The 25,400-nt window shown below is 66.3% G+C and carries 25 protein-coding genes; 12 read left to right on the forward strand and 13 right to left on the reverse strand.

Features of this window, described 5'->3' with window-relative positions:
• Positions 1-4 precede the first annotated feature (4 nt).
• From grpE to ACNHKD_RS15350, 5 genes are all read right to left on the reverse strand, one after another.
• Positions 5-616 (reverse strand): nucleotide exchange factor GrpE, encoded by a 612-nt coding sequence (grpE, locus tag ACNHKD_RS15330; protein WP_442756912.1) that lies wholly within the window; start codon positions 614-616, stop codon positions 5-7.
• A 90-nt stretch (positions 617-706) separates the two neighbouring features.
• Complete coding sequence (locus tag ACNHKD_RS15335) at positions 707-3,532, reverse strand: [protein-PII] uridylyltransferase (RefSeq protein ID WP_442754349.1); 2,826 nt, start codon at positions 3,530-3,532, stop codon at positions 707-709.
• A 5-nt stretch (positions 3,533-3,537) separates the two neighbouring features.
• Complete coding sequence (gene gshB / locus ACNHKD_RS15340) at positions 3,538-4,494, reverse strand: glutathione synthase (RefSeq protein WP_442754350.1); 957 nt, start codon at positions 4,492-4,494, stop codon at positions 3,538-3,540.
• A gap of 372 nt (positions 4,495-4,866) precedes the next feature.
• Positions 4,867-5,904, reverse strand: a complete 1,038-nt coding sequence (locus tag ACNHKD_RS15345) for a FecR domain-containing protein (RefSeq protein WP_442754351.1) — start codon at positions 5,902-5,904, stop codon at positions 4,867-4,869.
• A gap of 114 nt (positions 5,905-6,018) precedes the next feature.
• Positions 6,019-7,746, reverse strand: a complete 1,728-nt coding sequence (locus ACNHKD_RS15350) for a hypothetical protein (RefSeq protein WP_442754352.1) — start codon at positions 7,744-7,746, stop codon at positions 6,019-6,021.
• A 154-nt stretch (positions 7,747-7,900) separates the two neighbouring features.
• On the opposite strand from ACNHKD_RS15350, the gene ACNHKD_RS15355 reads away from it, so the two are divergent.
• A complete protein-coding gene (locus ACNHKD_RS15355) occupies positions 7,901-8,437 on the forward strand; it encodes a SixA phosphatase family protein (protein WP_442754353.1) in 537 nt (178 codons plus the stop codon).
• A 24-nt stretch (positions 8,438-8,461) separates the two neighbouring features.
• A complete protein-coding gene (locus ACNHKD_RS15360) occupies positions 8,462-9,658 on the forward strand; it encodes a hypothetical protein (RefSeq protein WP_442754354.1) in 1,197 nt (398 codons plus the stop codon).
• Here ACNHKD_RS15360 and ACNHKD_RS15365 read toward each other — a convergent pair.
• A complete protein-coding gene (locus ACNHKD_RS15365; protein WP_442754355.1) occupies positions 9,643-9,870 on the reverse strand; it encodes a hypothetical protein in 228 nt (75 codons plus the stop codon). The two genes, ACNHKD_RS15360 and ACNHKD_RS15365, sit on opposite strands and share 16 nt — an antisense overlap.
• Before the next feature lie 115 nt (positions 9,871-9,985).
• Between ACNHKD_RS15365 and aroC the strand changes: the two genes are divergently transcribed.
• The 3 genes from aroC (at position 9,986) to ACNHKD_RS15380 (ending at position 12,528) form a co-directional block, all read left to right on the forward strand.
• On the forward strand, positions 9,986-11,062 hold the full coding sequence (gene aroC / locus ACNHKD_RS15370; RefSeq protein WP_442754356.1) for a chorismate synthase: 1,077 nt from the start codon (positions 9,986-9,988) through the stop codon (positions 11,060-11,062).
• Positions 11,063-11,152: 90 nt separating this feature from the next.
• Positions 11,153-12,190: a histone deacetylase family protein gene (locus ACNHKD_RS15375; protein ID WP_442754357.1), complete on the forward strand. Its 1,038-nt coding sequence runs from the start codon at positions 11,153-11,155 to the stop codon at positions 12,188-12,190.
• Between the two features lie 17 nt (positions 12,191-12,207).
• Positions 12,208-12,528 carry a hypothetical protein gene (locus ACNHKD_RS15380; RefSeq protein WP_442754358.1) on the forward strand — a complete coding sequence of 107 codons (321 nt, stop codon included), beginning with the start codon at positions 12,208-12,210 and terminating at the stop codon, positions 12,526-12,528.
• A 1-nt stretch (position 12,529) separates the two neighbouring features.
• Here ACNHKD_RS15380 and ACNHKD_RS15385 read toward each other — a convergent pair whose 3' ends face one another.
• Positions 12,530-13,294, reverse strand: a complete 765-nt coding sequence (locus ACNHKD_RS15385; RefSeq protein WP_442754359.1) for a phosphodiester glycosidase family protein — start codon at positions 13,292-13,294, stop codon at positions 12,530-12,532.
• A gap of 473 nt (positions 13,295-13,767) precedes the next feature.
• On the opposite strand from ACNHKD_RS15385, the gene ribB reads away from it, so the two are divergent.
• Positions 13,768-14,850 (forward strand): 3,4-dihydroxy-2-butanone-4-phosphate synthase, encoded by a 1,083-nt coding sequence (gene ribB / locus ACNHKD_RS15390; protein WP_442754360.1) that lies wholly within the window; start codon positions 13,768-13,770, stop codon positions 14,848-14,850.
• Here the strand turns inward: ribB and ACNHKD_RS15395 are convergent, their stop codons facing one another.
• Both ACNHKD_RS15395 and ACNHKD_RS15400 read right to left on the reverse strand, forming a co-directional pair.
• Positions 14,851-15,840 carry a tyrosine recombinase XerC gene (locus tag ACNHKD_RS15395; protein WP_442754361.1) on the reverse strand — a complete coding sequence of 330 codons (990 nt, stop codon included), beginning with the start codon at positions 15,838-15,840 and terminating at the stop codon, positions 14,851-14,853.
• 78 nt (positions 15,841-15,918) lie between these two features.
• Positions 15,919-16,242, reverse strand: coding sequence for a DUF1476 domain-containing protein (locus ACNHKD_RS15400; RefSeq protein ID WP_442754362.1), 324 nt, complete (start codon positions 16,240-16,242; stop codon positions 15,919-15,921).
• A gap of 360 nt (positions 16,243-16,602) precedes the next feature.
• On the opposite strand from ACNHKD_RS15400, the gene purC reads away from it, so the two are divergent.
• The 5 genes from purC (at position 16,603) to ACNHKD_RS15425 (ending at position 19,473) form a co-directional block, all read left to right on the forward strand.
• Positions 16,603-17,397 (forward strand): phosphoribosylaminoimidazolesuccinocarboxamide synthase, encoded by a 795-nt coding sequence (gene purC, locus ACNHKD_RS15405; RefSeq protein WP_442754363.1) that lies wholly within the window; start codon positions 16,603-16,605, stop codon positions 17,395-17,397.
• Positions 17,398-17,432: 35 nt separating this feature from the next.
• A complete protein-coding gene (locus ACNHKD_RS15410) occupies positions 17,433-17,999 on the forward strand; it encodes a Uma2 family endonuclease (protein ID WP_442754364.1) in 567 nt (188 codons plus the stop codon).
• A gap of 88 nt (positions 18,000-18,087) precedes the next feature.
• Complete coding sequence (gene purS, locus ACNHKD_RS15415) at positions 18,088-18,324, forward strand: phosphoribosylformylglycinamidine synthase subunit PurS (RefSeq protein ID WP_442754365.1); 237 nt, start codon at positions 18,088-18,090, stop codon at positions 18,322-18,324.
• A gap of 9 nt (positions 18,325-18,333) precedes the next feature.
• Positions 18,334-19,023, forward strand: coding sequence for a phosphoribosylformylglycinamidine synthase subunit PurQ (gene purQ / locus ACNHKD_RS15420; RefSeq protein WP_442754366.1), 690 nt, complete (start codon positions 18,334-18,336; stop codon positions 19,021-19,023).
• A gap of 93 nt (positions 19,024-19,116) precedes the next feature.
• Positions 19,117-19,473: a DUF1428 domain-containing protein gene (locus ACNHKD_RS15425; RefSeq protein WP_442754367.1), complete on the forward strand. Its 357-nt coding sequence runs from the start codon at positions 19,117-19,119 to the stop codon at positions 19,471-19,473.
• Here the strand turns inward: ACNHKD_RS15425 and holA are convergent, their stop codons facing one another.
• From holA to ACNHKD_RS15445, 4 genes are all read right to left on the reverse strand, one after another.
• Positions 19,474-20,493, reverse strand: coding sequence for a DNA polymerase III subunit delta (gene holA, locus ACNHKD_RS15430; RefSeq protein WP_442754368.1), 1,020 nt, complete (start codon positions 20,491-20,493; stop codon positions 19,474-19,476).
• 112 nt (positions 20,494-20,605) lie between these two features.
• The gene (locus ACNHKD_RS15435; protein WP_442754369.1) at positions 20,606-21,130 is read right to left on the reverse strand and encodes a hypothetical protein; all 525 of its coding nucleotides are present in this window, start codon (positions 21,128-21,130) and stop codon (positions 20,606-20,608) included.
• Positions 21,131-21,227: 97 nt separating this feature from the next.
• Positions 21,228-23,861, reverse strand: coding sequence for a leucine--tRNA ligase (gene leuS, locus ACNHKD_RS15440; RefSeq protein ID WP_442754370.1), 2,634 nt, complete (start codon positions 23,859-23,861; stop codon positions 21,228-21,230).
• 103 nt (positions 23,862-23,964) lie between these two features.
• Positions 23,965-24,549: an HdeD family acid-resistance protein gene (locus tag ACNHKD_RS15445; RefSeq protein ID WP_442754371.1), complete on the reverse strand. Its 585-nt coding sequence runs from the start codon at positions 24,547-24,549 to the stop codon at positions 23,965-23,967.
• A gap of 137 nt (positions 24,550-24,686) precedes the next feature.
• Here ACNHKD_RS15445 and ACNHKD_RS15450 point away from each other — a divergent pair, with 137 nt between their 5' ends.
• Positions 24,687-25,358, forward strand: coding sequence for a YggS family pyridoxal phosphate-dependent enzyme (locus ACNHKD_RS15450; protein ID WP_442754372.1), 672 nt, complete (start codon positions 24,687-24,689; stop codon positions 25,356-25,358).
• The last annotated feature ends 42 nt before the right edge of the window (positions 25,359-25,400 follow it).

The following is a 25,400-nucleotide window of genomic DNA, read 5'->3' on the forward strand; positions in this document are numbered from 1 at the left end:
GCCGTCAGGCCTTGGGGCCGCCGCGCGTCACGCCAACTTTCGCCGGACGCAACACGCGCTCGCCGATCATGTAGCCTTGCTCCACGACCTGCGCCACCGTGCCGGCGGGCCTGGTCTCGTCGGGGATTTCGAACAGCGCCTCGTGCTGGTTGGGGTCGAACTTGGCGTCCAGCGCTTCGATCGGCTTCACCCCGAAACGCGCGAGCCGCGCCAGAAAGTCCCGCTCGGTGACGCCGAGCCCGTCGAGCAGCGCCTTCGCGACGGGGTCCAGATTGGCGCGCGCCTCGGCCGGCACGCTCTCGGCGGCTCGGCGCAGATTGTCGGCGAAGGCCAGCATCTCCCGCGCGAAATTTGCGACGCCGTAAATCTTGGCGTCGGCGACCTCCTTTTCGGCGCGGCGGCGGACATTTTCCACCTCCGCCATCGCCCGTAGCGCCTTGTCCTTGAGGCTGGCGTTTTCCTGATAGAGATTTTCAAGCTCGGTAAAGGGCTCCGGCTCGGTAATGGGGGATTCCGCCGAGGGTTGCGACAGCGAGGACGCGTGCGCCTCGTCCGCATTGGCGCCCTGCGGCGGCGGGGTCTCGGCGTTGTTCTCGGCGTTGCTCTGGTCGCTCATGCTCATGTCCGTCTTTTGGATAAGGGATGTCCGATTTTCGATAAGGGACGGTCTTCAAAGGCCACGATATCTGCGCTCGAGGCCGCAAAATCAAGTCGCCGCGACATTCTGCGCCCCGACGACAAGCGCCTTCGGGCGCTTCTCGACGGCCGGGGCGAAGACCTCCAGGAGCGCCCGTTTGATCGTCGCCTGGCGCTGCGGGCCGACGATTTTGGCCCCGGTGAGGTCGGTGACATAGAAGGCGTCCACCGCCCGCTCGCCGAAGGTCACGATATGGGCCGACGCGATATTGAGGTTGAGCTTCGAAATCGCGTTGGTGAGATCGAAAAGCAGCCCCTCGCGGTCGAGGCCCGAAACCTCGATGACGGTATAGACGTTTGAAAGGCTGTTATCGACCACGACCTCCGGCGCGACGCTGAAGGCCGTCGGCGCTTTGTTCTGCGTGACGCGCGCCTTCACCGCGTCGGAAACGATCACGTCGCCCCGCAGCGCCTTGGCGATGAACTCCGCGATGCGGCGCGCGCGCCGCAGTTCGTCCTCGTCGAAGTCAAAAGCGCGCGAAAAGAAGATCGTGTCGAGCGCGAGCCCATCTGCCGTCGTGAAGATATGCGCATCGACGATATTGGCTCCGCTCGCCGCGCAGCCGCCCGCGATGATCGAAAGAAGACGACGATGGTCCGGCGCGACGACCGTGAGCTCCACGGCGCCGCGCGTGCGATCGAGCTCCACGGCGGTCGCGAGCGGCGTTTCGGCGCCGGTGAGCTTTTCGAGCATATGCGCATGGCGCGCTTTTCTGGCGACGTCCACCTTGAGCCAATAGGCGGGATAATGCCGCCTGGCGTAGGCCTCGAACGCCTCGTCGCTCCATTCGGGCAGAGCCGCGCGCAATTCGGCGACGGCGGCCGCGACGCGGCTCTTGCGGTCCACGGAGGAATGGCCGCCGCCGAGCACCACTTCCGTCTCCCAGTAGAGCACGCGCAAAAGCTGCGATTTCCATGCGTCCAGCACGCCGGGACCGACCGCGTTGATGTCGCAGACCGTGAGCACGAAGAGCATTTTGAGCCGCTCCATCGTCTGCACGATGGCGGCGAAGCTCTCGATCGTCACGCGATCCGAAAGGTCGCGGCTCTGCGCGAAACTCGACATGGTGAGATGATGCTCGACGAGCCAGGCCACGGTCTCCGTTTCCCCCGGCGTGAAGCCGAGACGCGGGCAAAGCGTGCGCGCGACCTCCATGCCGGCGATCGAGTGATCCTCCTTGCGACCCTTGGCGATGTCGTGAAGGAAGAGCCCGAGATAAAGAACCTTGCGGTTCACGATCGTCGGCAGGATTTCGCTCACGAGCTGCGGATGGTCTGGGAAGCGCCCGGCTTCAAGATCGGAAAGTCCGCCGACGGCGCGCAGCAGATGCTCGTCGACCGTATAGTGATGATACATGTTGAACTGCATCATCGCGACAATGCGGCCGAAGTCTGGAACGAAGCGCCCGAGCACGCCCGTCTCGTTCATCCGGCGCAGAATGATCTCGGTCATGTTCCGCGAGAGCAGGATTTCGAGGAACAGCCGGTTCGCCTCCTTGTCGGCGCGAAGGTCGGCGTCGATCTCGCGCAGCGACAAAGTCACGGCGCGCAGCGCGTCCGGATGCAGCGGCAGGCCGTGATGATCCGCCATCCAGAACAGGCGGATGATGTTCACCGGATCGCGATGGAAGACGTTCGCGTCCGCGACGCTGATGCGATCGTGGTCGATGATGAAGTCGCCCTTGGGCGCCTTGCTGCGGCGGCGCCGGAAGGGCTGCATGAAGCGTTCGAAAATGGCGGGCGGCTTCGCCTGCTTTTCCTCCAGCGCCGCGCAGACGATGGCGGTGAGGTCGCCCACCTGCTTCGCGACGAGAAAGTAATGCTTCATGAAGCGTTCGACGCGCGAGAGTCCCGCGCGGTCGTGATAGCCGAGGCGCCGCGCCATGGTCGGCTGAATGTCAAAGGAGAGCCGCTCCTCCGCGCGCCCCGTCGCGAAATGGAGATGGCAGCGCACACGCCAGAGAAACTCCTCGCAGCGCTCGAAAAGGCTCAGCTCGGCGGAGGTGAAAAGACCGGCCGCGACGAGCTCCTCGGGATCGCGCACGCGATAGACATATTTCGAAATCCAGAAGAGCGTGTTGAGGTCGCGCAGGCCGCCCTTTCCTTCCTTCACATTCGGCTCGACGAGATAGCGCGAGGCGCCCGCGCGGCGCACGCGCGCATCGCGCTCGGCGAGCTTGGCGGCGACGAATTCGCGCGCGTCGGAGCGCGCCACTTCCTTGTCGAACGCTTCCTGCAATTCGGTGAAGAGTTCCGAGCTGCCGAGAATGAAGCGCGACTCGAGCAGAGTCGTGCGGATCGTCATGTCCGCGCGCGAGTGGCGCATGCATTCGGCGACGGAGCGCGTGGCGTGACCGACCTTCTGGCGCAGATCCCACAGCACATAGAGGATCGCTTCGACGACGCTCTCGCCCCAGGGCGTCTGCTTGTAGGGGAGCAGGAAGAGCAGATCGATGTCCGAACCCGGCGCCAGCATGCCGCGCCCATAGCCGCCCACGGCGACGATGGTCAGGCGCTCGGCGAAAGTCGGGTTGTCGGCCGGATAGACGTAGTTGACGACGTAATCGTAGATGGCGCCGATCAGTTCGTCCTGAAGCTGCGAGATGAGCCGCGCGCAGGCGAGGCCCGAGCCCCGCGCCTCAAGCCCCGCGCGGGCGCGCTCGCGCCCTTCGACGAGCGTCGAGCGGAAGAGATCGACCACGGCCGTGCGCCTGGCGTGGCCCTTTTCCGTCTTGCAAAGCTCCGCGACCGGCGCCGCGAGCGCGGCTCGCAAGCCTTTGAAGCCCGTCGCAGGATCGAGCCCGTCGAAGACGCCCGCGGAAACCGTCTGATCCATCAAATTCATCCTGCGGCGCGCAGCGCCTGAAGCCGCGTCTCGATCGCGTCGAAAAGCGGGATCGCCAGATCGGGCCCGCCGACGCGCTTCAGGGCCCGCAAGCCGGTCGGCGAGGTGACGTTGATCTCCGTCAGCCGCCCGTCGATCACGTCAATGCCGACGAAGATCAGCCCCCGCTTTTTAAGCTCCGGCCCAAGGCGGGCGCAAATCTCCTTCTCGCGCGGAGAAAGGTTGGTCGCCGCCGCCGCGCCGCCGCGCACCATGTTGGAGCGGATGTCGTCCTGGGCCGGCACGCGGTTGATCGCTCCCATGGCCTCGCCGTCGACGAAAATGATGCGCTTGTCGCCCTTCGCCACCTCGGGCAGAAACTGCTGCGCCACCCAAGGCTCACGGAACGTCGCGCTGAACATGTCGAAAAGCGAGCCGAAATTCGGGTCCTTGGGCGTCACCTTGAAGACCGCCGCGCCGCCATGGCCGTAAAGCGGCTTCATGACGATGTCGCCATGCTTCGCCCGGAAGCGCTCGATCGCCGCGCGGTCGCGCGTGATGAGCGTCGGCGGCATCAGGTCGGAAAAATCCATCACGAAGACTTTTTCCGGCGCGTTGCGCACATGACCGGGATCGTTGACCACCAGCACGCGCGACTGGATGCGCTCCAGGAAATGCGTCGAGGTGATGTAGGCGAGATCGAAAGGGGGGTCCTGGCGCAGCAGCACCACGTCCATCGTGATCAGGTCGATCTCCTGCGCCTCGCCGAGCGCGAACCAGCGAGACGGATCGTCGAAGACGTCGATGTGATGCGCGCGGGCGGTCAGGCGGCCGCCTTCGAGCGAGAGGAGGTCCGGCGTGTAGAACCACAGCCGGTGGCCGCGCCGCTTGGCCTCCAGCATGAGGGCGAAGGTTGAATCCCCGGAGAAATTGATTCGCTCCAGCGGGTCCATCTGAACCGCGATTTCCAGCATCCGCCCTCCTGCCCGCCCTTTGGCCCGCCTATGCCGTCACCGTTAACCATGGTGAAAGACTGTTAGTTAACCTGCGCCCATCCAATAGCAGGACAATCGAGCGAATGCGCAATCTATCCATCGGCGCCGGCCTCGTCTTTCGCCAATTTAGTTCCGCGCGCTGCTGCTGATGGGCGCCGCCGCCGATTTCGGCGCCGCCACGTCCGCGACCCGGCCGCCGCGGCGGCGGCTACGAACGAGCTGGCGAAGAGCCTGGCGAGCTGAGGGCGGCTTTCAAGGATAAAGCTGGCGGGCCGTTATCGCGAGACCGCCCCCTCTCCCCGCTTCACGGAGAAAGGGAGGAGGAGAATGCGCAAGACCGAAACGCGCCGCTCAGTATCGGCCCCAGCGCTGCGCCATCCCGCCATAGCCGCCGCCGGTCATGCCGCCGCCCCACTGGCGTTGCGGATAATGCCCGCCCCAGCCGCCGCCCGGAAAGCGCGGATAGAAGGGTCCGCCGCCGAAGACGACCGGCGGCCTCACCGGAAATCGCGGCGCCAAATAGACGGGCGTGTATTCCGTTTCCTCGTAGACGACCGTTTGGTTCGAGGGCCGGGCTGGCCAGCGCGGCCGGACGGGCCCGACGGCGGCGCGGCGCGGTGGGGCCGGCTCGGCTGGCCGCGCGATCTGCTGACGCGGCGGTTCGGGGCGCACGGGCTCCCGCATCGCCATGCGCCGGGGCGCAATCGCGGGGGGCGGGCTTGCGGGCGGCTCGGCGGCGCCGTGGCGCCGTTTCTGTATCGGCGCGGGCTTCGGCCGGCACTGCTCGTCGAATGTCCAATCCCGAGCGCCGACCGCGCGCGTCTCCTCGAAGCCATCGTCCGTGACCGAGACGGTCGTGCAGGGCTTGTCGAGCGTACGGCATTCGCCGCCCTGCGGGAGGCAGACCTCGATCGCGCCGTCATACAGCACGGCGTCGGTCCGCAGATCGTTGGAGCGCACTGCAAAGGCGGTGCCGCGCACGCCGATGGTCGTCCGGTTCGTGCGCACCTCATAGGGCTTGTGGGCGCCCGCGGCGCTGATGAAGCGCAGCGCGCCCTTCGTGATGTTGAACGCCACGCCCGGCGCGCCGCCGGAGCCATTGGCGTAGACGAAATTATCCAGTCGCACTTGCGATAGCGGACCCATTTGCAGCGAAGCGCGGTCGTCGAAAACGAATTTTCCGTTCGACTCCCCGCCAGTCGTCAGCAGCTCGTTGAAAAACACGGCGTCGCCGGCCTTCAACCGCATATTGCGTTCAGCCGTAAGGCCTTCGACGATCTTTTCGATCAACGCCGCGCTGCCGATATTGATGTCCGCCGGCGTCTGTTCCGCTTTGGCGCCGGCGCCGAGCGCCAGCAGCGCCGAGATAGAAATGGTGAATCTACGCATGTCGCCGTCCCATCGCCGTCGCGGCGCCCGTCGCAAAATTGCGCGGGCTCGCTTTCAGCAAAGGACGCTTCGCGACTCATATCCGTGCGCTGGCGCACGCGCCTGTCGCGCTCCCTATTTGTCCGCGGTCGCCTCGACGTCGATTCCCTCGAACAGATCGGAAAAATTCTTGCCCATCACATCCAGCGCGTTGATCCCCTTCGCGGAGGCGAGGCGCACATGGAGACGCTTGGGGGCCATGATGTAGGCCGACACCGCATCGGCGACCTTCCTCGCCTTTTCTCCGCCGCCAAGCAGCGACGCCGTGACGATCGCGGCGGATTTGGCGTAATCGGCGCGCGCTTTTTCCAGCGGCTGTTTGTCTTTCCGGGCCTCGAGCGCGAGCACGCGGTCGACGAGGCCGCCGCCTTCGACCGTGAGCGCGACGGATTTCACCGACGACGCCAGCGCCGCCGCCCTGGCGACGACCGGCATGGCGGAGAAGACCGCGCTCGACACGTCGCCGAAGGTCACGTCGAGCGTCGCGGCGCCCATGTCCTTCCCTTCGAAGCGCAGGGGCGCGAAGACGGCCTCCTGCGTTTTCTCGCGCCATTCGCCGGCGAGCGCGGCCGAGAAATCGAGATTGCGATAGCCGAGCGCGAGAAATTGCGCCGTCGAGGGCGCCTCGCCGCGTGCGGCGAGATCGATCGAAAGATTATCGACGCGCGCGGAGAATCGGGTCGGCGCAATCTCGCGGAAATTCATGAAATCGGCTTCCGCGCCCGCCAGGCTGAATTTCATCCGCGACGCCTCGCCCAAATGCGCGTCGGGCAAATCGCCATCGAGCCCCTTGATCCCGATGTGACCGATCAGCGGGATGGGATTGTCGATGAAAGACGCCAGACGCGCATCGCGCAGGGCGAAACGTCTGAAAGCGATCACGCCGCCGTCGGACGATTGCATTGAGAAGTCGTCCAGCGAGAAATCGCCCACAGTCGCGCCCGCGATCCGGCTCGCGGCGATGCGCCCGACCTTTGTCGTATAGGGCTTCTCCGCCGGTTCGCCCTTGCCGCTCGCCATAAGGTCGCGGATCTCGAAGGAGGCGACGTCGATGGACGCAAGGGCGTCGACAAGATCTTTCTGCAGCGCCGGATCGGCCTCCGGCTTGTCGGGATCGTATTTCTGCAGCCGCTCCAGAAGCTGCGTCGCAGGCGACGACAGCGCGCGTCCCTTCACGCCCGTCGCGGCGATGCGCCCGGTCGTCACGGTCAGGCGCGCGCCTTTGTCCTCAAGCGTGAGCGATTCGACGCTCTCTTCCTCGACGAGCGGTTTCAGCGCCTCCTGCGGATCGACCCGGACGGCGAGCGCCATATGAACGAGCTGGCGAAGATCCACGCCCTTGGCGAGGCTCGCGCCCCAGAGATAGCGCTCAGAGCCGCCATTCGCCTTCTCGAACGTCTGCTCGGCCCCTGCGGCGCGAAGGGACGCGATGCGCCCGGCGCGGATGTCAGCGGCCCGTACATCCCGGTACTCGGTGCGTTGCGTTTCGTCGCCGACTTTGCTCTCGGCGGTAAGCGACGGGATGACGAGGTTCTTCGCCGAGAGGCGCGCAAGCCGGCCGTCCACAGCTTTCTCGTCGCCCTTGAAGAGATCGGCGAGCTCTGCGGTCGTCAAGGTCGCGCCCGCCAACTCCAGATGAGGAATGCGCCAGGTCGTCTGGCCGATCGCGAGGGTCAAATTATCGAGGACGACAGTGCTTTCCGCCGCGCGCGGGACGGCGAAGGGCGCCAGAAGCGCGGCCGCGCCGGCGGCGAACGACGACAGGCGCGCCGCGCCCGCGCTTCTGTGGGCAAGTTTTTGCATTGTCGAAACTTTCACGCTGCGTTGGAACGGGCTCGAAGCGAGCTTGCACGGCCCGTGGCTCCCGGTAAAGACCCGAGTCGTTTTGTCGCGGCCGCCAGACAGACGACGGTCGCCGGATGGCGGCCTTTCGGGTTTGCGTGCTACAGAGGCCGACATGCGACGATTACTTCTTTTGCGCCACGGCAAAGCGGATCGACACTCGGCGGGCGGCGATCGGGAAAGGCCCCTTACGGGACGCGGCGAAGCGGACGCCCGACTCGTGGGCGAATTTCTGCACAAGGCGGGCATGACGCCGGATCTGGCCGTCGCCTCCAATGCGCGCCGCGCCAAGCAGACGCTCGAGCGCGCGCTCGAAGCTTTTCCTGGCCATGTGACGCATCTGATCGAAAACACGATCTATCTCGCGACGCGCGAGCATCTCGTGGAGGTGCTGCGGCAGACGCCGGACAAGGTGCGGACGCTGCTCGCCGTCGGCCATAATCCCGGCTTCGCGGAACTCGCGGACTGGCTCGCCGGCGGGGGAGACGCGGCGGGACTCGATCAGATGAGATCGAGCTATCCCACCGCCGCGCTTGCCATTCTGGACTTCGAAACGGAACATTGGGCTGAGGTCCGGAAGGGAACAGCCCGGCTTTATCGTTTCGTGACGCCGGCGGCGTTGCGCGACGACGTCGCCGACGACCCGGACTAAGTCGAAACCGGAGCGCCTCGGCTCATGTTGCTCGAAACGCTCGTCGCCTTTCTGACCGCCGCGTCGCCGGCCAAGCCGCCGGCCGTCGTCGTCGCGCCGGCCTCGGTCGTCTGGCGTACGCCGGCGCCCGCCTATGCGCCCGACAAACGCGCTGTCGACAATTGGCGCATCGAGAGCGCAAGCTGGCTCGAAATGAGCCCCGTCTCGGCGCTGCGCCGCGCGCTCGCCGCCGAGGAGAACGACCCGGCGCGCTGCGTGAAGCTCAACAATTACTGGTGCGTGAAGCGGGCTGGCTGGAACGGCGAGATTGCTTCGGACGCGGACGGCCATGTCGCCTTCGCCTCGGCCGAGGAGGGCGCCGCGGTCGCCGCGTTGCTGCTGCGACGCTATTACGTCGACTACAAGCGCCGCAGCGCCCGCGCCATTGTCGAGCGCTGGGCGCCGGCGCAATGTTCGCCCATGATCGCGCGCGCGACGCCCGGCCCGGCGGCGTCGCGCGAAGGCATGGCCCGGATGCTGCCGCAACGCGTCGTGCCGATGGGCCTCGCCCCGCAAGGCATTCAAAACACGTTGCGCGCGCGCTGGCTCGCCGCGCATGGACGCGGCGGCGTCGCCTCGCCTTCGCCGACGCAAGTCGCAACGAGGGCCGAGCACGCCAAAAAAATCGCCGAACTGCGCCTGCGCGCCGAGGCTTACCGGCAGGCGGCGTTACGTCGCTTCCGCCACAGGCCGCCGCATCCGCCGGGGCTGATGCCCACGCCCTCGATTATGGACGGCGTAGAGGAAGCGCATACGCGCCCCAAACGCGCCCCGGCGGCGAAACCGGCGACCGACGACGAGGCGACGATCGACACGGCCTCCGCGCTCGCCGACATTCCCGCGCCCTCCCCGCCGCCGCCCTTCGTGGGCGTCGTCAATTGTTCGGGAGAGCTCGCCCGCATCGCCAATTATGCGGCGCATGTGGCCGAGGGCGTCGCCGCGTCGCCGAACGACGATCTGCTGCTCTTCACCGACGCCGGCCAGCCGACCGGCAACCTCGAAAAGGTGCTCGCGAACATGGCGGCGGTGGAGATCGGCCCCGCGCGGCCGCGCATGGGTCTCGTGACGGCGGCCGTCGCGCAATTGCGGCGGCTGCTGGCGGCCCCGGTTGCAGCGGCTGAGCCCGCGCCCACGCCGGGGAACCAACAGGAAACGCTTCCGGCGCGTCACCAGCCCCAGTGATAGCCGCCCTGCCCGCGCGGGCTGAGCTGACCATGCCCGCCGCCCCAATGGCCGCCATGAGGCGAGCCGACATGGCCGCGATTATTGCCGATCCACGCCCCGCCGCGATGTCGGTCGCCGTAACGATGACGCCTGTCGTGATCATGCGCCAAGGCGGGCGTCGCCAGCAGAGCCGCCGTCGCCGCCGCAAGCATCACGGCTTTTGCAAACATCGAAACGCTCCCGGTCAAAAAATGTCTTTTTCGCTCTACGCCGGTTTGCGAACGGCGCAAAGTCGAAGGATCAGGGCGATTTGACCCGCGCGGGCCCGGCCCCTAAAAACCTCGCATGTCTCACAACAGCTTCGGCCATCTCTTCCGCGTCACCACATTCGGCGAGAGCCACGGCGTCGCGCTCGGCGCGGTCGTCGACGGCTGCCCGCCCGGAATCGAATTGACCGAGGCGGATATTCAGGGCTTCCTCGACAAGCGCAAACCCGGCCAGTCGCGCTTCACCACCCAGCGTCGCGAGGCGGACGAGGTGAAAATCCTCTCGGGCGTCTTCACCCGCGCCGACGGCGTTCAGGTCACGACCGGGACGCCCATCGCGCTCGTCATCGAGAATACCGACCAGCGCTCGAAGGACTATGGCGAGATCGCCGACAAATACCGGCCCGGCCACGCCGATTACGTCTATGACGCGAAATACGGCGTCCGGGACTATCGCGGCGGCGGACGCTCCTCCGCGCGCGAGACGGCGGCGCGCGTCGCGGCCGGCGCGGTGGCGCGCAAGGTCATCCCGGGCGTCACCATTCGCGGCGCGCTGGTTCAGATCGGCCCGCACAAGATCGACCGCGCCCGCTTCGATTGGGCGGAAGTGAATAAGAACCCGCTCTTCTGCCCCGACGCCGTCATGGCCGGGCGATGGGCCGACTATCTCGACGGCGTGCGAAAGGCGGGCTCGTCCATCGGCGCCGTCGTCGAAGTCGTGGCCGAAGGCGCGCCAGCCGGCTGGGGCGCGCCGCTCTACGGCAAGCTCGACGCCGACCTCGCGGCGGCGATGATGTCGATCAACGCCGTGAAGGGCGTCGAGATTGGCGACGGCTTCGCGGCGGCCGAACTTTCGGGCGAGGAAAACGCCGACGAGATGCGAGCCGGTCCGAGCTTCCTGTCAAACCACGCGGGCGGCGTGCTCGGCGGACTCTCCACGGGCCAGCCCATCGTCGTGCGCTTTGCGGTGAAGCCCACCTCCTCGATCCTGACGCCGCGCCGCACGATCGACCGCGACGGCAATGAGACGGAAATCGTCACCAAGGGCCGCCACGACCCCTGCGTCGGCATCCGCGCCGTGCCGGTCGGCGAAGCCATGATGGCCTGCGTGCTGGCGGACCATTTCCTGCGGCATCGGGGACAGGTCGGCGGTTGATATAGGAGCGAGCCTGAAGGCTCGCGGTCCAAGGATGGGCCGCGAGCCTTCAGGCGCGCCTATTCCTGTTCCCCTGCCGGAGCCCTTGCAATGAGCGGCGTTGGAAATCCTTTCGCAGGTGCGGGTCGAGGGATCACCCGCCGCGCCGCGCTCGCGGGCGCGGTCAGCCTCGCTGCTTTCGACGCCCGCGCCGGGACGCCCGGCACGCTCCTCGTCTCCCATCCGGCCGCGCTGGAACATGACCCGGGCCCCGGCTGGCCCGACAGTCCCGAGCGGCTGCCCGCGATCTTCGCCGCGCTGGAGGAGCCGCGCTTCGCAACGCTCGCCCGCATCGAGGCGCCTCCGGTGTCGCGCGGGGCGCTGCTGCGCGTTCATTCGCCGTCGCATCTGGCGCGCATCGAGCAGGCGGCGCCGAAAGAGGGGCGCATCCATCTCGGCGCCGACTCCATCATGAGCGCGGGGACGCTGGAGGCCGCCCGTCGCGCGGCGGGCGGCGCGGTGGCGGCGGTCGACGCCGTGATGCGAAAGCAGGCGCGCAACGCTTTCGTCGCGTCGCGGCCGCCCGGCCATCACGCGCGCGCAGACGGCGCCATGGGCTTCTGCTTCTTCAACAACGCCGCGATCGCCGCGCGTCATGCGACGGCCGCGCATGGCGCCGAGCGCGTCGCCATTATCGATTTCGACGTGCATCATGGCAATGGCGTGCAAGAGCTTTTCTGGAACGAAAAGAACCTGCTTTACTGCTCCACGCACCAAATGCCGCATTACCCCGGCACGGGCGCCGTCACCGAGACGGGCGCGCATGACAACATCGTCAACGCGCCTTTGCGCAAGGGCGATGGCGGCGGGGCGTTCCGCGAGGCGATGCTTGCCCGCGTGCTGCCGCGGCTCGACGCCTTCTCTCCCGACCTTGTCATTTTATGCGCAGGCTTCGACGCGCATCTTCACGATCCGCTCGGCGGGCTGCGGCTTGTCGAGGAAGATTATCGCGACGTCACGCTCCGCCTCATGGATATCACGGCGCGGCGCTGCGACGGCCGGATCGTCTCCCTGCTCGAGGGCGGCTATCGTCCATTGGACTTGGCGTCGTCGGTCGCAGCGCATGTCGGCGCCCTGACGAGCGCGTAAGCAGGAGAGAATGGCCAATGAAATTGCTCCGTATCCTGTCGCTCGGCGCCTTTGTCGCTTTCAACCAGCAAGCCGTGGCGCACCACCTCGACGACTATGACGCCCGCATTCGCGCCGAGGCCAATCTTCCCGCCGGCTGGTTCCACTGCAGGAAGGCGGATGATTGCGAGCTGGTCTCCGTGCCTTGTCAATCCGGCCTCGCCGTAAACGCCGACCATAAAGAGGAAGCGCAGGATCTTTTGAACCATCATTTCTATTTTTGTCTCGGCTCGTCGCTGGAAGACACGATGGCCGCCTGCGAGGCGCGCCATTGCGTCACCGAGCCCAAAAGGAAATGAGCTAGCGCCCTTTCTCCACCACGCCGACCAACGGACCCACCGGATGAAAGCGATCATGCCGCGAGACGGACGGCGCATAGATCGACGAGGCCGAGCCGCCGTCCAGAAACAGTGCGTCGGGGCATTTCAGACGCTCACGGAAAAGATGGGCGAATTGGTGAAACGTCACAGGCTGGCTGGAAATCGCGAAACGAACGATATGGCCGCCGGAAACGCCGACGCCGTTGCGGAACTTTTCCGAAGTCCTATTGTCGTGAATGCGTGGATTGATGCGTCCCCCCAGGACCAGCATGGGACCGGACTGAGTGGCGTAAGCGGGATGCGCACGCGACTTGAGAAAGCGGCTCGTTTCGCTCACTCCCGCCCGCGCGCCGTCTATCCAGAAGACGCCGTTCGGCTTCATATGGAAATTGCCGTCGCCCGCGGCTGTATTGGCGGCGTGCAGCGTCGTCCCGGCCTCGACGAAAAGGCCGACCGGCTGAAAGGCCGCGTCATACATCCCCGCATTCATGGCGAAGACCAGCGTCTCGCCCTTCCCCGCCAGATTGTCGGCGAGGCGAGAGAAGCCGCCATACACGACCCCGGCCGCGTCGTTCAGAAACAAGCGGATCGTCGATTTGCGAGCGTCGAATTCGCAGACCGTGTAGGCGGCCCCCGCCTCCTCGATCTCGGCGCAGGGTTGCGCGGGCGCCGCTCCGGCCTGGAGGGAGGCTATCGCGCACCAGAAGAGCGCCGCCGGGATTAGCCATCTGTTAGCCACACGCATCTAAAGTCGCTTTCGGCTCGAACGCCTGCATTTGAGATGTGGATTTCGCGGAAACGCGCGGCGCCCGAGCGTATCGATTACGATTGATACGAAATGCTGCTTCGAATTGGCAATAAGTTGGACCTATTCCGAAAAATTCGGACAGAGGGGGCCCAATTTGCCCCGCTTCGAAATCCCGGAGAAAGGCGGAAGACTTGCGACGGCGGGTCTGCATCGCCGAGGGCGTCGCGATCGAAGGCCTCGATTTGCGCGTCGGGGGCATCGACGCCGGAAGCCGACGCGCCGACCCGCCGCGAGCCGACCAACAGCGGCGGCGCGGGCGCGGCCCTGCGCCTGATCCCCTGCACGAGTTGCGGCACCCCGCCTCCCGAACGGACCCGGCCAGACGACGGACGGAACAGGATTTGAATCGGTGCGCCCGCGCGGCTAGATAGGCGGGATCGGCGCCGCGAGGGCGCGTCCCGGAGACCCGCTTGTCCCATTCCATTATAGAGGCCATCGAGGCCATCGCGCGCGGCGAGATCGTCGTCGTCACCGATGACGACGACCGCGAGAACGAAGGCGATCTCATCATTGCGGCGTCGCTCTGCACGCCCGAGAAAATGGCCTTCATCATCCGAAATTGCTGCGGCATCGTCTGCGCGCCCCTGACGCTGGAGGAGGCGCGACGGCTCCATCTCGCCCCCATGGTCGCCGAGAACGACGCGCCGCTCGGCACCGCCTTCACCGTCTCGGTTGATGTGCGGCACGGGCTCACCACCGGCATTTCCGCCGAACAGCGCTGCAACACCGTGCGCGCGCTCGCCAACGGCAATATGGGCGCGGCCGATTTCGCGCGGCCGGGCCATGTCTTCCCGCTCATCGCCAAGGATGGCGGCGTGCTGATGCGTTCCGGCCATACGGAGGCGGCGGTGGATCTCTGCCGCCTCGCCGGCCTGCCTCCCGTGGGGGTGATCTGCGAACTCGCCAATGACGACGGGACGGTGATGACCGGCGCGCAGATCACCGCTTTCGCCGAGAAGCACAATCTCAAGCTCGTCTCGGTCGCGGATCTCATCGCCTATCGTCAGGCGCGCGAGAAACTCGTGGAGCGCGTCGCCACCTTCCCGGTAAAGACCGAATTCGGCGAATTCCACGGCCACGCCTATGTGACGCCCTTCGACAGCGTGCAGCATTTCGCCTTCGTGCTGGGCTCCATCGGCGACGGCCGCGACGTGCCGACGCGCCTGCACCGCGCCGACATTCTCGCCGACGTGATGGGCGGCGCGCCGACCATCAAGAAGACTCTCGCCCGCTTCGCGCGGGAAGGGCGCGGCGTGCTCGTCTATCTGCGCGACGGCGCCGCTGGCGTGCCGGCGAATGTCGTCGGCCGTCAGGAGGAGAACGCCGAGGAGACCCGCAAGCGTCAATGGCTCGACGTCGGCCTCGGCGCGCAGATCTTGAAGGATCTGGGCGTATCGTCGATCCGGCTGCGGTCATCTTCGGCCAAGCCGCGGGCCTTTGTGGGCTTGTCGGGCTTCGGGATCGAGATTACGGCGGTGGAGCCGGTGGAGTAATCACCCCGCCCGCGGATGCGCCGACTTATAGGCGTCGAGCAGGCGCTTCTTGTCGACGGCGGTGTAAATCTGCGTCGTCGACAGAGAGGCGTGGCCGAGCAGCTCCTGGATCGTGCGCAGGTCGCCGCCCCGGCCGAGCAGATGGGTCGCGAAGGAGTGGCGCAGCGCGTGGGGCGTGGCGCTGTCGGGCAGGTCCAGCGCCCCGCGCAGGCGCTGGACCGCAAGCTGCACGATTCGCGGCGAGAGTGGCCCGCCTCTGACGCCGACGAAAAGCGGCCCGCTTGTGAGATCGTAAGGGCAGAGCGCGAGATAGGCCTCGATCGCCTGCCGCACGGGTTCGATGACCGGCAGCGTGCGCGTCTTTCCGCCTTTGCCCGTGATGGTGACGCGGTCGACCCGCCCGACCGGCGCCTGCGCATGTGTAATCGACAGGGCCTCGGAGATGCGCAGCCCGGCGCCGTAGAGCAGCGCCAGCACGGCGGCGTCGCGGGCGAGCGCCCAGGGCTCCCGCGCCTCGCCCGCCCGCTGCTCGGGGTCGATCAGGTCGCGGGCGTCGGCGACGGTGAGCGCTTTGGGCAGGCTGTGCGGCTTTTTGGGCGGCCGCACCGCGCCGAAAAAGTCCGTTTTGGCGAGTCCGCGCTTCTCCAGATATCTCAGAAAATTGCGGATCGCGGCCAGCGCCCGCAGCAAAGAGCGGCTCTCCAGCCCCTCATTGCGCCGTTTCGCCAGATAGGCGCGCAGATCGGCGGGCTGCAACGCGGTCAGCGCCGCGGAGTCGGGCTTTTCTCCGAGATGTTCGGTCAGGAAGCGCAGGAAGCCGGCGACGTCTCGCGCATAGCCGTCGATCGTATGGGCGGAGGCGCGCTTCTCCCCGGAGAGCGAGCGAAGCCAAAGCTCCGCCTCCCCGGCGATTTGCGGCGCGGCGCTGAAACGCGCCGCATTCGAAAGCCTGGCCGCCGGCCGGCGTCTGGAAGGAGGCGATTCGCGCATGAACGGAGCTTGGCGCGGAAAGCTTAAAAGAAAAACGCCTTCCGCTTTTCCCCTCTCCGCAACGCTGTCGCGCCGGGCTTACTCGCCCGCCTTGATCTCCGCCTTCGCCTTGGCCAGCATCTCATCCATGGTGCGGCGGATCTGGTGCTCGGACTGGTCGACGCCGGCAGCCTCGAAATCCTTTTTCACCGTAGCGACGACGCGCTCGTCAGCGTCAGCCGAAACTTCAGCGGCGACAAGGGCTTCGGCATAGGCCTGGGCGTCGGCGCCCGACTTTCCGAGCTTCTCCGCAGCCCAGAGGCCGACGAGCTTGTTGCGGCGCGCCTCGGCCTTGAAGCGCAACTCCTCATCGTGGACGTAGCGTTTTTCGAAAGAATCTTCACGCTGATCGAAAGTGCTCATGTCCATCCTCGGCCGGGTTCGTCTTGTCGGAAATCTCAAGCGGCGGATCCGCCGCGCGCCGCATTTTTGATGCGCCGCACGCATATAGGCGAAAACCGGGTGCGGCGCCAATGCCAAGCAGCGAGGGTGCGACATTCCCGCGCGGGCGGCCGGAAAAGCTGAAACACGGCCAAAAAGAGCGCGTTGTGTCGCACCCCGGATTCGGTTAAAATGCGGCGTCGCCCCGAAAGGCGACCGCTGGCTTGTCACTGGCCCCCAAAGACGCTACGACCGCGCATCGTTGCGGTCGGTCACCCTGAATCCCGCTCCCTGGTCGAACGCCTGGCGCGGGATCATATCGGAGGAGCCGCGGCCGACCCCATGGACTTTCTCAAGCCCCGGTTGATCCCAATGAACCGCCGTCGCCGTATCTACGAAGGCAAGGCCAAGGTCCTCTACGAGGGCCCGGAGCCTGGCACGTTGATTCAGCATTTCAAGGACGACGCCACCGCCTTCAACGCCAAGAAGCATGAAGTCATCGATGGCAAAGGCGTCCTGAACAACCGCATCTCGGAATATATCTTCCAGCATCTCAACAATATCGGGGTGCCGACGCATTTTATCCGCCGGCTGAACATGCGCGAGCAGCTCATCCGCGAAGTCGAGATCATTCCGCTGGAAGTCGTGGTGCGCAACGTCGCCGCCGGCTCGCTCGCAAAGCGCCTCGGACTCGAGGAAGGCACGCAGCTGCCGCGCTCGATCATCGAGTTCTATTATAAGAACGACGCGCTCGACGATCCGATGGTCTCGGAGGAGCACATCACCGCCTTCGGCTGGGCGACGCCGCAGGAGATCGACGACATCATGGCGCTCGCCATCCGAGTCAACGATTTTCTGTCCGGCCTGTTCCTGGGCGTCGGCATTCGTCTGGTCGACTTCAAGATGGAATGCGGCCGCCTATGGGAAGGCGACATGATGCGCATCGTCGTCGCCGACGAGATTTCGCCCGACAGCTGCCGGCTGTGGGACATCAAGTCCAACGACAAGCTGGACAAGGACCGCTTCCGCCGCGATCTCGGCGGGCTGGTGGAAGCCTATACCGAAGTCGCCCGCCGCCTCGGCATCATGCAGGAAGGCGAGCAGGTCCGCGTCGGCGCCCCAAAGCTGGTGCAGTAGGAGGCCCCTCGGAAAGAGGAGCCCGAGAGGACATAATGGGCGTTCCTTTTCTCGATCCTGGACCGATGAACGCGGAGGAATTCTTCGCGTTCACCGCTACGCGCCCCGACGACGAAAGGTGGGAGCTGATCGACGGGGAGCCGATCTTGAACGCGTCTGCCAGTTTTCTGCATCAGATCATTGCCAAAAACCTGATCGTCCAACTCGACCAGATTGCTCGGGAGACGCACGCGGCTTGGGTGGCGGTTCCTGGAATCGGCGTGCGCCTCGCTGCGACCAGCATCCCTGTTCCCGACGTCGTCGTGCGCCCCCGGAGCAATCTGATCTCGGTCGAATGCTCCGACGCTATCGTCGTATTCGAGATTTTATCTCCCTCGACCGCAAACCACGACCTGCGCTGGAAGCGCCGCGCCTATCCGACGCTGCCTTCGTTGCGGCATTATGTCGTCGTCGCGCAGGATGCGGTCGAAATCGTTTCCTACGACCGCGCCAATAATTTCATCGAGCGCCGCTTCGAATCCGCCGACGACGCGCTCGACCTGCCGGCCATCGGCGCGCGTCTGAACCTGCGAGACATTTATCGGGACACGGGTCTTCTATAGGCGCGCTCCAATCGCGGGACGCCGCCGCTTGCCCTTTGCGCGCAAGGCCGCTAACCGTGTGGCCGATCCCGAATGGAAACAGAGTCCCATGAAAGCACGCATCGTCGTCACCCTGAAGAACGGCGTCCTCGATCCGCAAGGCAAGGCGATCGAGGGCGCATTGAAATCGCTCGGCGTCGACGGCGTCGCGAGCGTCCGTCAGGGCAAGGTGTTCGACGTGGAGATGGCGGGCGCGGACCCCGCAAGCGCCAGGGCGCAGCTCACCGCAGCATGCGAGAAGCTCCTCGCCAACACCGTGATCGAAAACTACCAGATCGACCTCTGAGATAAGCCCATGAAAGCCGCCGTCATCGTCTTCCCCGGCTCCAATCGCGAAGGCGACATGGCGCGCGCGCTCGAGCAGGCGACGGGTCGCAAGCCCGCCATGCTCTGGCACGCTGACCATGAGCTGCCCGCCGGCACGGACCTCGTCGTGCTGCCGGGCGGCTTCTCCTATGGCGACTATCTGCGCTGCGGCGCCATCGCCGGCCGCGCCGCGATCATGGACGCCGTGGGCGCGCATGCGGCGCGGGGCGGCCTCGTGCTCGGCGTCTGCAACGGCTTCCAGATTCTCTGCGAAAGCGGCCTACTGCCCGGCGTGCTGATGCGCAACGCCAATCTGCGCTTCGTTTGCAAGATGCAGCATCTGCGCGTCGAGAGGAACGACACGGCCTTCACCCGCCAATACGCCGCGGGCCAGGCGATCGAGGTCTGCATCGCCCATGGCGAAGGCAATTACGAAGCCGACGACGCGACCATCGAGCGACTCGAAGGCGAAGGTCTCGTCGCCTTCCGCTATTGTGACGCCAATGGCGTCGTCGGCGGCGCATCCAACCCCAACGGCTCACGCAATGACATTGCCGGCGTCTACTCCGGGAAGCGCAATGTGCTTGGCCTGATGCCGCACCCTGAAAATCTCATCGATCCGCTCGTCGGCGGGGTTGACGGCCGTGCGCTGTTTATGAGCCTCGCCAGCGCGGCGTGAGCGGGCGACGCGTTAGCTCCAAGGGCTGGACGGCCGTTCGCGGGAAGTTAAGTGGATGGTTCCGAGGCGGCCAGAGACAGAGGGAGCTGAACCATGAGCTATGTCGACGGCTTCGTCATTCCCGTGCCGAATGACAAGAAGGACGATTACCGCAACGCGGCCGAATGCTTCTGGGCCATGCTAAAGGAATTCGGCGCGCTGCGCGTCGTCGAATGCTGGGGCGACGACGTGCCGGACGGAACCGTCACCGACTTCAAACGCGCGGTTGCGGCGCAAGCGCATGAAAACGTCGTTTTTTCCTGGATCGTCTGGCCGTCGAAAGAGGTGCGCGACGCAGGCCATCAGAAGATGCGGGACGATCCTCGCATGAAGGATCTCTCCATGCCCTTCGACGGCAAGCGCATGATCTTCGGCGGCTTCGCGCCGCTCCTCGATCTGGGGAAAGAATAATCAGCGGCGGGCGGCCTTCGCCACGCGCCACAGCGCCCGCTCCGCCTCCATCCGTGCGCTGGACGCATTGGCGCGGGCGCGAGTCTGGGCCTCGCGCAGCGGCTCGATCAGCGCTTGCAAACGCGCCGACGTCCAGGCCTTGAGCTGCTCCTCCATCAGCGCGCGGTGCATGAAGCCGAAGCCGGCGCGAAAGAGCGCGTTGATCCCCGCATCCGTGCGCCCGCCCTCGCGCTCCATCGAGGCGCGCGCCCGGTGCAAGGCGACGGCGTAGCGCAGCGCGCCGAAGAGGACCGAACCGGCGTCGCCGCCCTGTGCGAAATAGGCGTCGAGCGTCTCGCCCGCATCGCCGGCAAAGGCGGCGGTCACCACCCGGTCGGAAGCGATGCTGGAAGCGTGCGCGACGACCGCCTCGACGTCCTCGGCCGCCACATGCTCGCGCCCGTGCATGTAAAGCACGAGCTTGGAGAGTTCCGCGCGGCTCATCAGCCTGTCCTCGCCGAGCGCGGCGAGAAGAAGCGCCCGCGCCTCGGGGCTCGCCACGAGATTTGCCTCCTTGAGCGTGCGATCGACGAGCGCGTGAACGTCCTGCTCGGTGTCGGGCTGGCACTCGATCCCGGCGCCCTGCTTCGCGCCTTCGACCAGCTTGCGCAGCGGCGCATCCTTCTTCAGCGCGCCGGCTGTCAGCACCACTGTGCAGGCGGCGGGCGGCGCGGAAATCAGGGAGGTGACCGCAGGGATGACCGACTTGGCGCCTGTCTCCACGAGAATTGCGCGCCGCCCGCCGAAGAGCGGCTGGGTGTTGGCCTCGTCGAGCAAAGTCAGCGGATCGGCCGAGACGGCGTCGCCGGAGAGTTCGACGAACTGGAAGGGATCACGCCGGTCGTCCACGCGCCTGTTGACGATCGCTAGCGCACGCTCGCGCACCATGCCGGCGTCGGCGCCATGGACGAGGAAGAGAAAGACGCTCTCCGGCGGAGAGGCGACGAAGCGTTCGGCGTCCTTGTGCGGGACAGCGACCATTTTGCCCCTTCCCTAACCCTCCCCCGCTTCGCGGGAGAGGGGACGAACACCGAAACCGCTGCTCAAATCCGACAAGCGCAATGAAGGCCCGCGCCTTGCTCCCTCTCCCGCGTCAGCGGGGGAGGGCTGGGGTGGCGACCGGCCCCCGGGCCGCGACCTCCGTCGCGACCCGCGTGCGGATCGAGTCCGCGATCACCTTGGCGTCGCGAATTTCCGCGTCGCGGGCGGCGCGCACATTGGCGAAGCGGTTGGAGAAGCGGTCATAGCTCGCAATGTTGAAGGCGGTGCCCTTGGTCACCTCCACATTTTGCGGCCAGGTGACAAGCTTGTAGTCGGCGTCGGCGATGACGGTGGCGGAGGTGGCTCGGCCCGTCACCGTATCGAGGATCGGCGTCTGAACGCGCTCGCGCAACGTGACGCTCAGGCGATAGCGCGGCTGCACCGTCGAGCCCGTGCCGTTGAAGCCGTAGATCAGCTCGTTGCGAACGTAATGCCCCATACGGCCGGGAATTTCCTCCACCTCGATCGACTGCAGCTCCGAGGCGAGCGGCGAATTGTCGAGCCCGCCGCTCGCGCCGTAGAGCGGTTCGATGCAGCCCGCGAGCGGGAGGGCGGCGGCCAGCGCGAGGAACGCCATGACGGACCGCGAGCCTTCAGGTTCGCCGAAGGCAGAGCGCGCCTGAAGGCGCGCGGTCCAGGAACGCCGCGCCTGGGGGCGCGGGGTCCAGAGTCGCTCAAACGACCACATTGACGATCCTCTTCGGCACGAGAATGAACTTCTTGAGCGGCTTGCCTTCCATGGCGCGCATCACGCCATCTTGCGCCAAAGCCTCTTTGCGAATCGTTTCCTCGCCAGCATCGTGCGCCACCGTAATTTCCGCGCGCTTCTTGCCGTTCACCTGAACCGGCAGGACGATCATGTCCTGCGCGACGAGCGCGGGATCGGCCTCCGGCCATGGCGCTTCTGATACAAGACCTTTGTGGCCAAGATCGGCCCAGCATTCCTCGGCGACATGCGGGGTCATGGGCGCGACGAGGCGGGCCAGCGCGTCCGCCGCCTCGCGGAAGGCGAAGGCGAGATCGGGGCCGACGGGCGTCTCCGTCACCGCGTCGAGCGCCGCCGTCACCTCGTTCACATATTCGCGGATTCGGGCGATGGCGCTGTTGAAGCGAAGGCGCTCGACGTTTTCGGAAACCTGGGCGACGGTCTTGTGCGTCGCCTTGCGAATCTTGAGCGCCTCCGGACCGATCTCCGAGGGCGCTTCCGCCCTCGCAGGCGCCGCGACGCGGCCGAGCTCCCCGGTAATGCGCCAGAGGCGCTGCACGAAACGCCAGGCGCCCTGCGCGCCCTCGTCCGACCAGATCACGTCGCGATCGGGCGGCGAGTCGGAGAGCACGAAGAGGCGGGCCGTGTCGGCGCCGTAGCTTGCGACGATGTCGTCGGGGTCGACCGTGTTCTTCTTCGACTTCGACATCTTCTCGATGGGGCCGATCTCGACCTCGGCGCCGGTGTCCAGCAGGAAGGCGCGGCGGCCGCCCTCCCCGCTCTCGATGCGGATCGCGGCGGGCGAGACCCAGCCGCCGGGCCCCTTATAGGTCTCGTGAACGACCATGCCCTGCGTGAACAGGCCCGCGAAGGGCTCGGCGCGCGCCGCATGGCCCGAGTCGCGCATGGCGCGGGCGAAGAAGCGCGAATAGAGGAGATGCAGAATGGCGTGCTCGATGCCGCCAATATACTGGTCGACCGGCAGCCAGCGCTTCAACGCCTCGGGGCTCGCCGGAGCGTCGGCGTTGTGCGGGTCGGTGAAGCGCGCGTAATACCAGGACGAATCGACGAATGTGTCCATCGTGTCCGTCTCACGGCGGGCGGGCTTGCCGCAGGAGGGACAGGGCACGTTCTTCCAGGTCGGATGGCGGTCGAGCGGATTGCCGGGATGGTCGAAGCTCACATCCTTGGGCAGCCGCACCGGCAGGTCGGCGTCCGGCACGGGCACGGGGCCGCAGGTCTCGCAATGGATGATGGGGATGGGGCAGCCCCAATAGCGTTGGCGCGAAACGCCCCAGTCGCGGAGCTTGTAGTTGACCTTGCGCACGCCCTGCGGCGCGTTGAAAAGCGCCGTCGTCTCCAGACGGCTGGCGACCTCATTCTTCGCCTGATCGACGGTGAGGCCGTCGAGGAAGGAAGAGTTGACGAGCTTCCCGTCGGCGTCGAACGCCTCGCCGCTCTCGGCGATCTTCGCTTCGAGGCCGGCGGCGTCGACGCCCTCCGGGCTAACCACGACCTTGAAGCCGAGGCCGTATTTCGTCGCGAAATCCAGATCGCGCTGGTCATGCGCCGGGCAGCCGAAAATCGCGCCGGTCCCGTAATCCATCAGAATGAAGTTCGCGACGTAAACCGGCAGGGTCCAGTTGGCGTCGAAGGGATGAACGACGCGCAGCCCCGTGTCGAAGCCCTGTTTCTCGGCGGTCTCGATCGCCTCCGCAGACGTGCCGCCGCGACGGCATTCCTCGCAGAATTCCGCCAGAGCGGGATTCTTATCGGCGGCGGCCCTGGCCAGCGGATGATCGGCGGCGAGCGCGACGAACTTCGCGCCGAACAGCGTGTCCGCGCGGGTCGTGAAGACCTCGACCTCGCGTGTCTCGCCCAACGCCTCCGCCAGCGCGAAGCGCACCAGCATGCCCTCGCTGCGGCCGATCCAGTTGCGCTGCATGAGGCGCACCTTGTCCGGCCAGCGGTCGAGCGTGTCGAGCGCTTCAAGCAGTTCGACGGAATAGCTCGTGATCTTGAGGAACCACTGCGTCAGCTCCCGCTGCTCCACAAGCGCGCCGGAGCGCCAGCCGCGCCCGTCGATCACCTGCTCATTGGCGAGCACGGTCAGGTCGACCGGGTCCCAGTTCACCTTGGATTTTTTGCGATCGACAATGCCGGCCTTCAGGAAATCGAGAAACAGCTTCTGCTGATGCTTGTAATATTCCGGATCGCAGGTCGCGATCTCGCGCGACCAGTCGAGTGAAAGGCCCAGCGTTTTGAGCTGGGCGCGCATGGCCGCGATATTGGCGTAGGTCCATTCCGCCGGATGCGCGCCCGTCTGCGCCGCCGCGTTCTCCGCCGGCAGGCCGAAGGCGTCCCAGCCCATGGGATGCAGGACGTCAAAGCCCTTGGCGCGCATATAGCGGGCGATCACGTCGCCCATGGAATAGTTGCGAACATGGCCCATATGGAGGCGCCCCGACGGATAGGGGAACATCTCCAGCACGTAATATTTGGGGGCCTCCGGCTTCGCCCCCGCCTTGAAGACTTCGCGTCCCTCCCAGGTCTTCTGCCAGCGCGGCTCGGCTTCGGCGAAATTATAGCGGTCGGGTCTCATGGAGGGCGGCTGTCCGATGAAGGCGTTGGCTTTTGCGCCTCTAAATGCCGGTCGGACGGGGGGATGTCAAAGGGAGACCCGCGCCGCATTTCTCCGATCCCGCTTAAAACGCCCTCCTCGCCGCCGGTTTCGCCGCAAGTCCCATCCCCACCCAGCTGACGCCCTCGAAGAGCAGGTCCACGCCCAGAAACAGCCCCAGCACATAGAGCCCCGACGCCGGCCATTCCGCGAGGATCAAGACGCCGAGGACGAAGCTCAGGCCGCCCGCAACGGCGATCAGCTCCCAGCGGCTCAAATCGCGCAACTGATAGGCGAGCACGAGCTTCAGGACGCCGCCGGCGACAAGCAGCGCGCCGACGAGCGCCGTGAGCGAAACGGCCGCCAGAAACGGAAAGCGCGCCGCCGCCACGCCCGCCGCGACCGTGATCGCCCCGACGACGCCCCACAGCGCCGCGCGGCCCCACGGCCTGATCTGAAAGGCGGTGACGATCTCCCAGGCGCCCGCGACGACCATGGCCGCGGCGATATAGACGATGGCGACGAGCGTCGCGGCGAGCACATTGAAGAGCGCGACGACGCCGCCAATGATGAACAGGACGCCCATGGCGACGATCCAGCCCCATTTCGCACGGCAATGCGCCGTGTGGACCCCCGCGGGATAAGTGGAGAAAGCCTCGCTGCTGGTCATGGTCAACCTCCCGGCGCGCGCCGCCCGCCGGGCGGCGGAGATATCGGCAAGCTAACCGCCGCCGCGACGGATCGTTCCCACGCTGTGGCTCGATCGGCCTTCTTGCCCTCGGGCGCCGGCGGGCTTAACCAGCGGTCATGACGATTATCGACCGCTACAACGACGCCAAAGCCGCCATTGCCCGCGCCGCGACCGATTGCGGCCGCGACCCCGCGAGCGTCACGCTGGTCTGCGTGACAAAGACTTTCCCGGCCGAAGACGCGGTTCCGCTGCTGGAAGCCGGCCACCGCGTCTTCGGCGAGAACCGCGTCCAGGAGGCGATGGGCAAATGGCCGGGTCTGCGGGACAAGTTCTCGGGAATCGAGCTGCATCTCATCGGCCCGCTCCAATCCAACAAGGCGAAGGAGGCCGTCGAAACCTTCGACGTGATCCAGAGCGTCGACCGCGAGAAAATCGCCGCGGCGCTGGCGGGAGAAATGAAGAAACAGGGCAAGCGCCCGCGCCTGTTCGTGCAGGTCAACACCGGCGCCGAGCCGCAAAAGGCGGGAGTCCCGCCGGAGGACGCCGACGCCTTCATCGCCGTCTGCCGGGAGAAACATGGGCTGGAGATTTTCGGCCTGATGTGCGTGCCGCCCGTCGACGAACAAGCCTCGCCGCACTTCGCTCTGCTCGCGGACATCGCCGAGCGAAACGGGCTGAAGGAGCTTTCCATGGGGATGAGCGCGGATTTCGAGCTCGCGATCCAGCTCGGCGCAACCTATGTGCGCGTCGGGTCGGCGATCATGGGTCATAGGGATTATTCGCGATAATCCCGCACACGCCCCCTCTCCCCGCAAGCGCAAGCGGGGAGA

It is taken from the genome of Methylocystis sp. JAN1, assembly GCF_052186135.1.
GTDB lineage: Bacteria > Pseudomonadota > Alphaproteobacteria > Rhizobiales > Beijerinckiaceae > Methylocystis.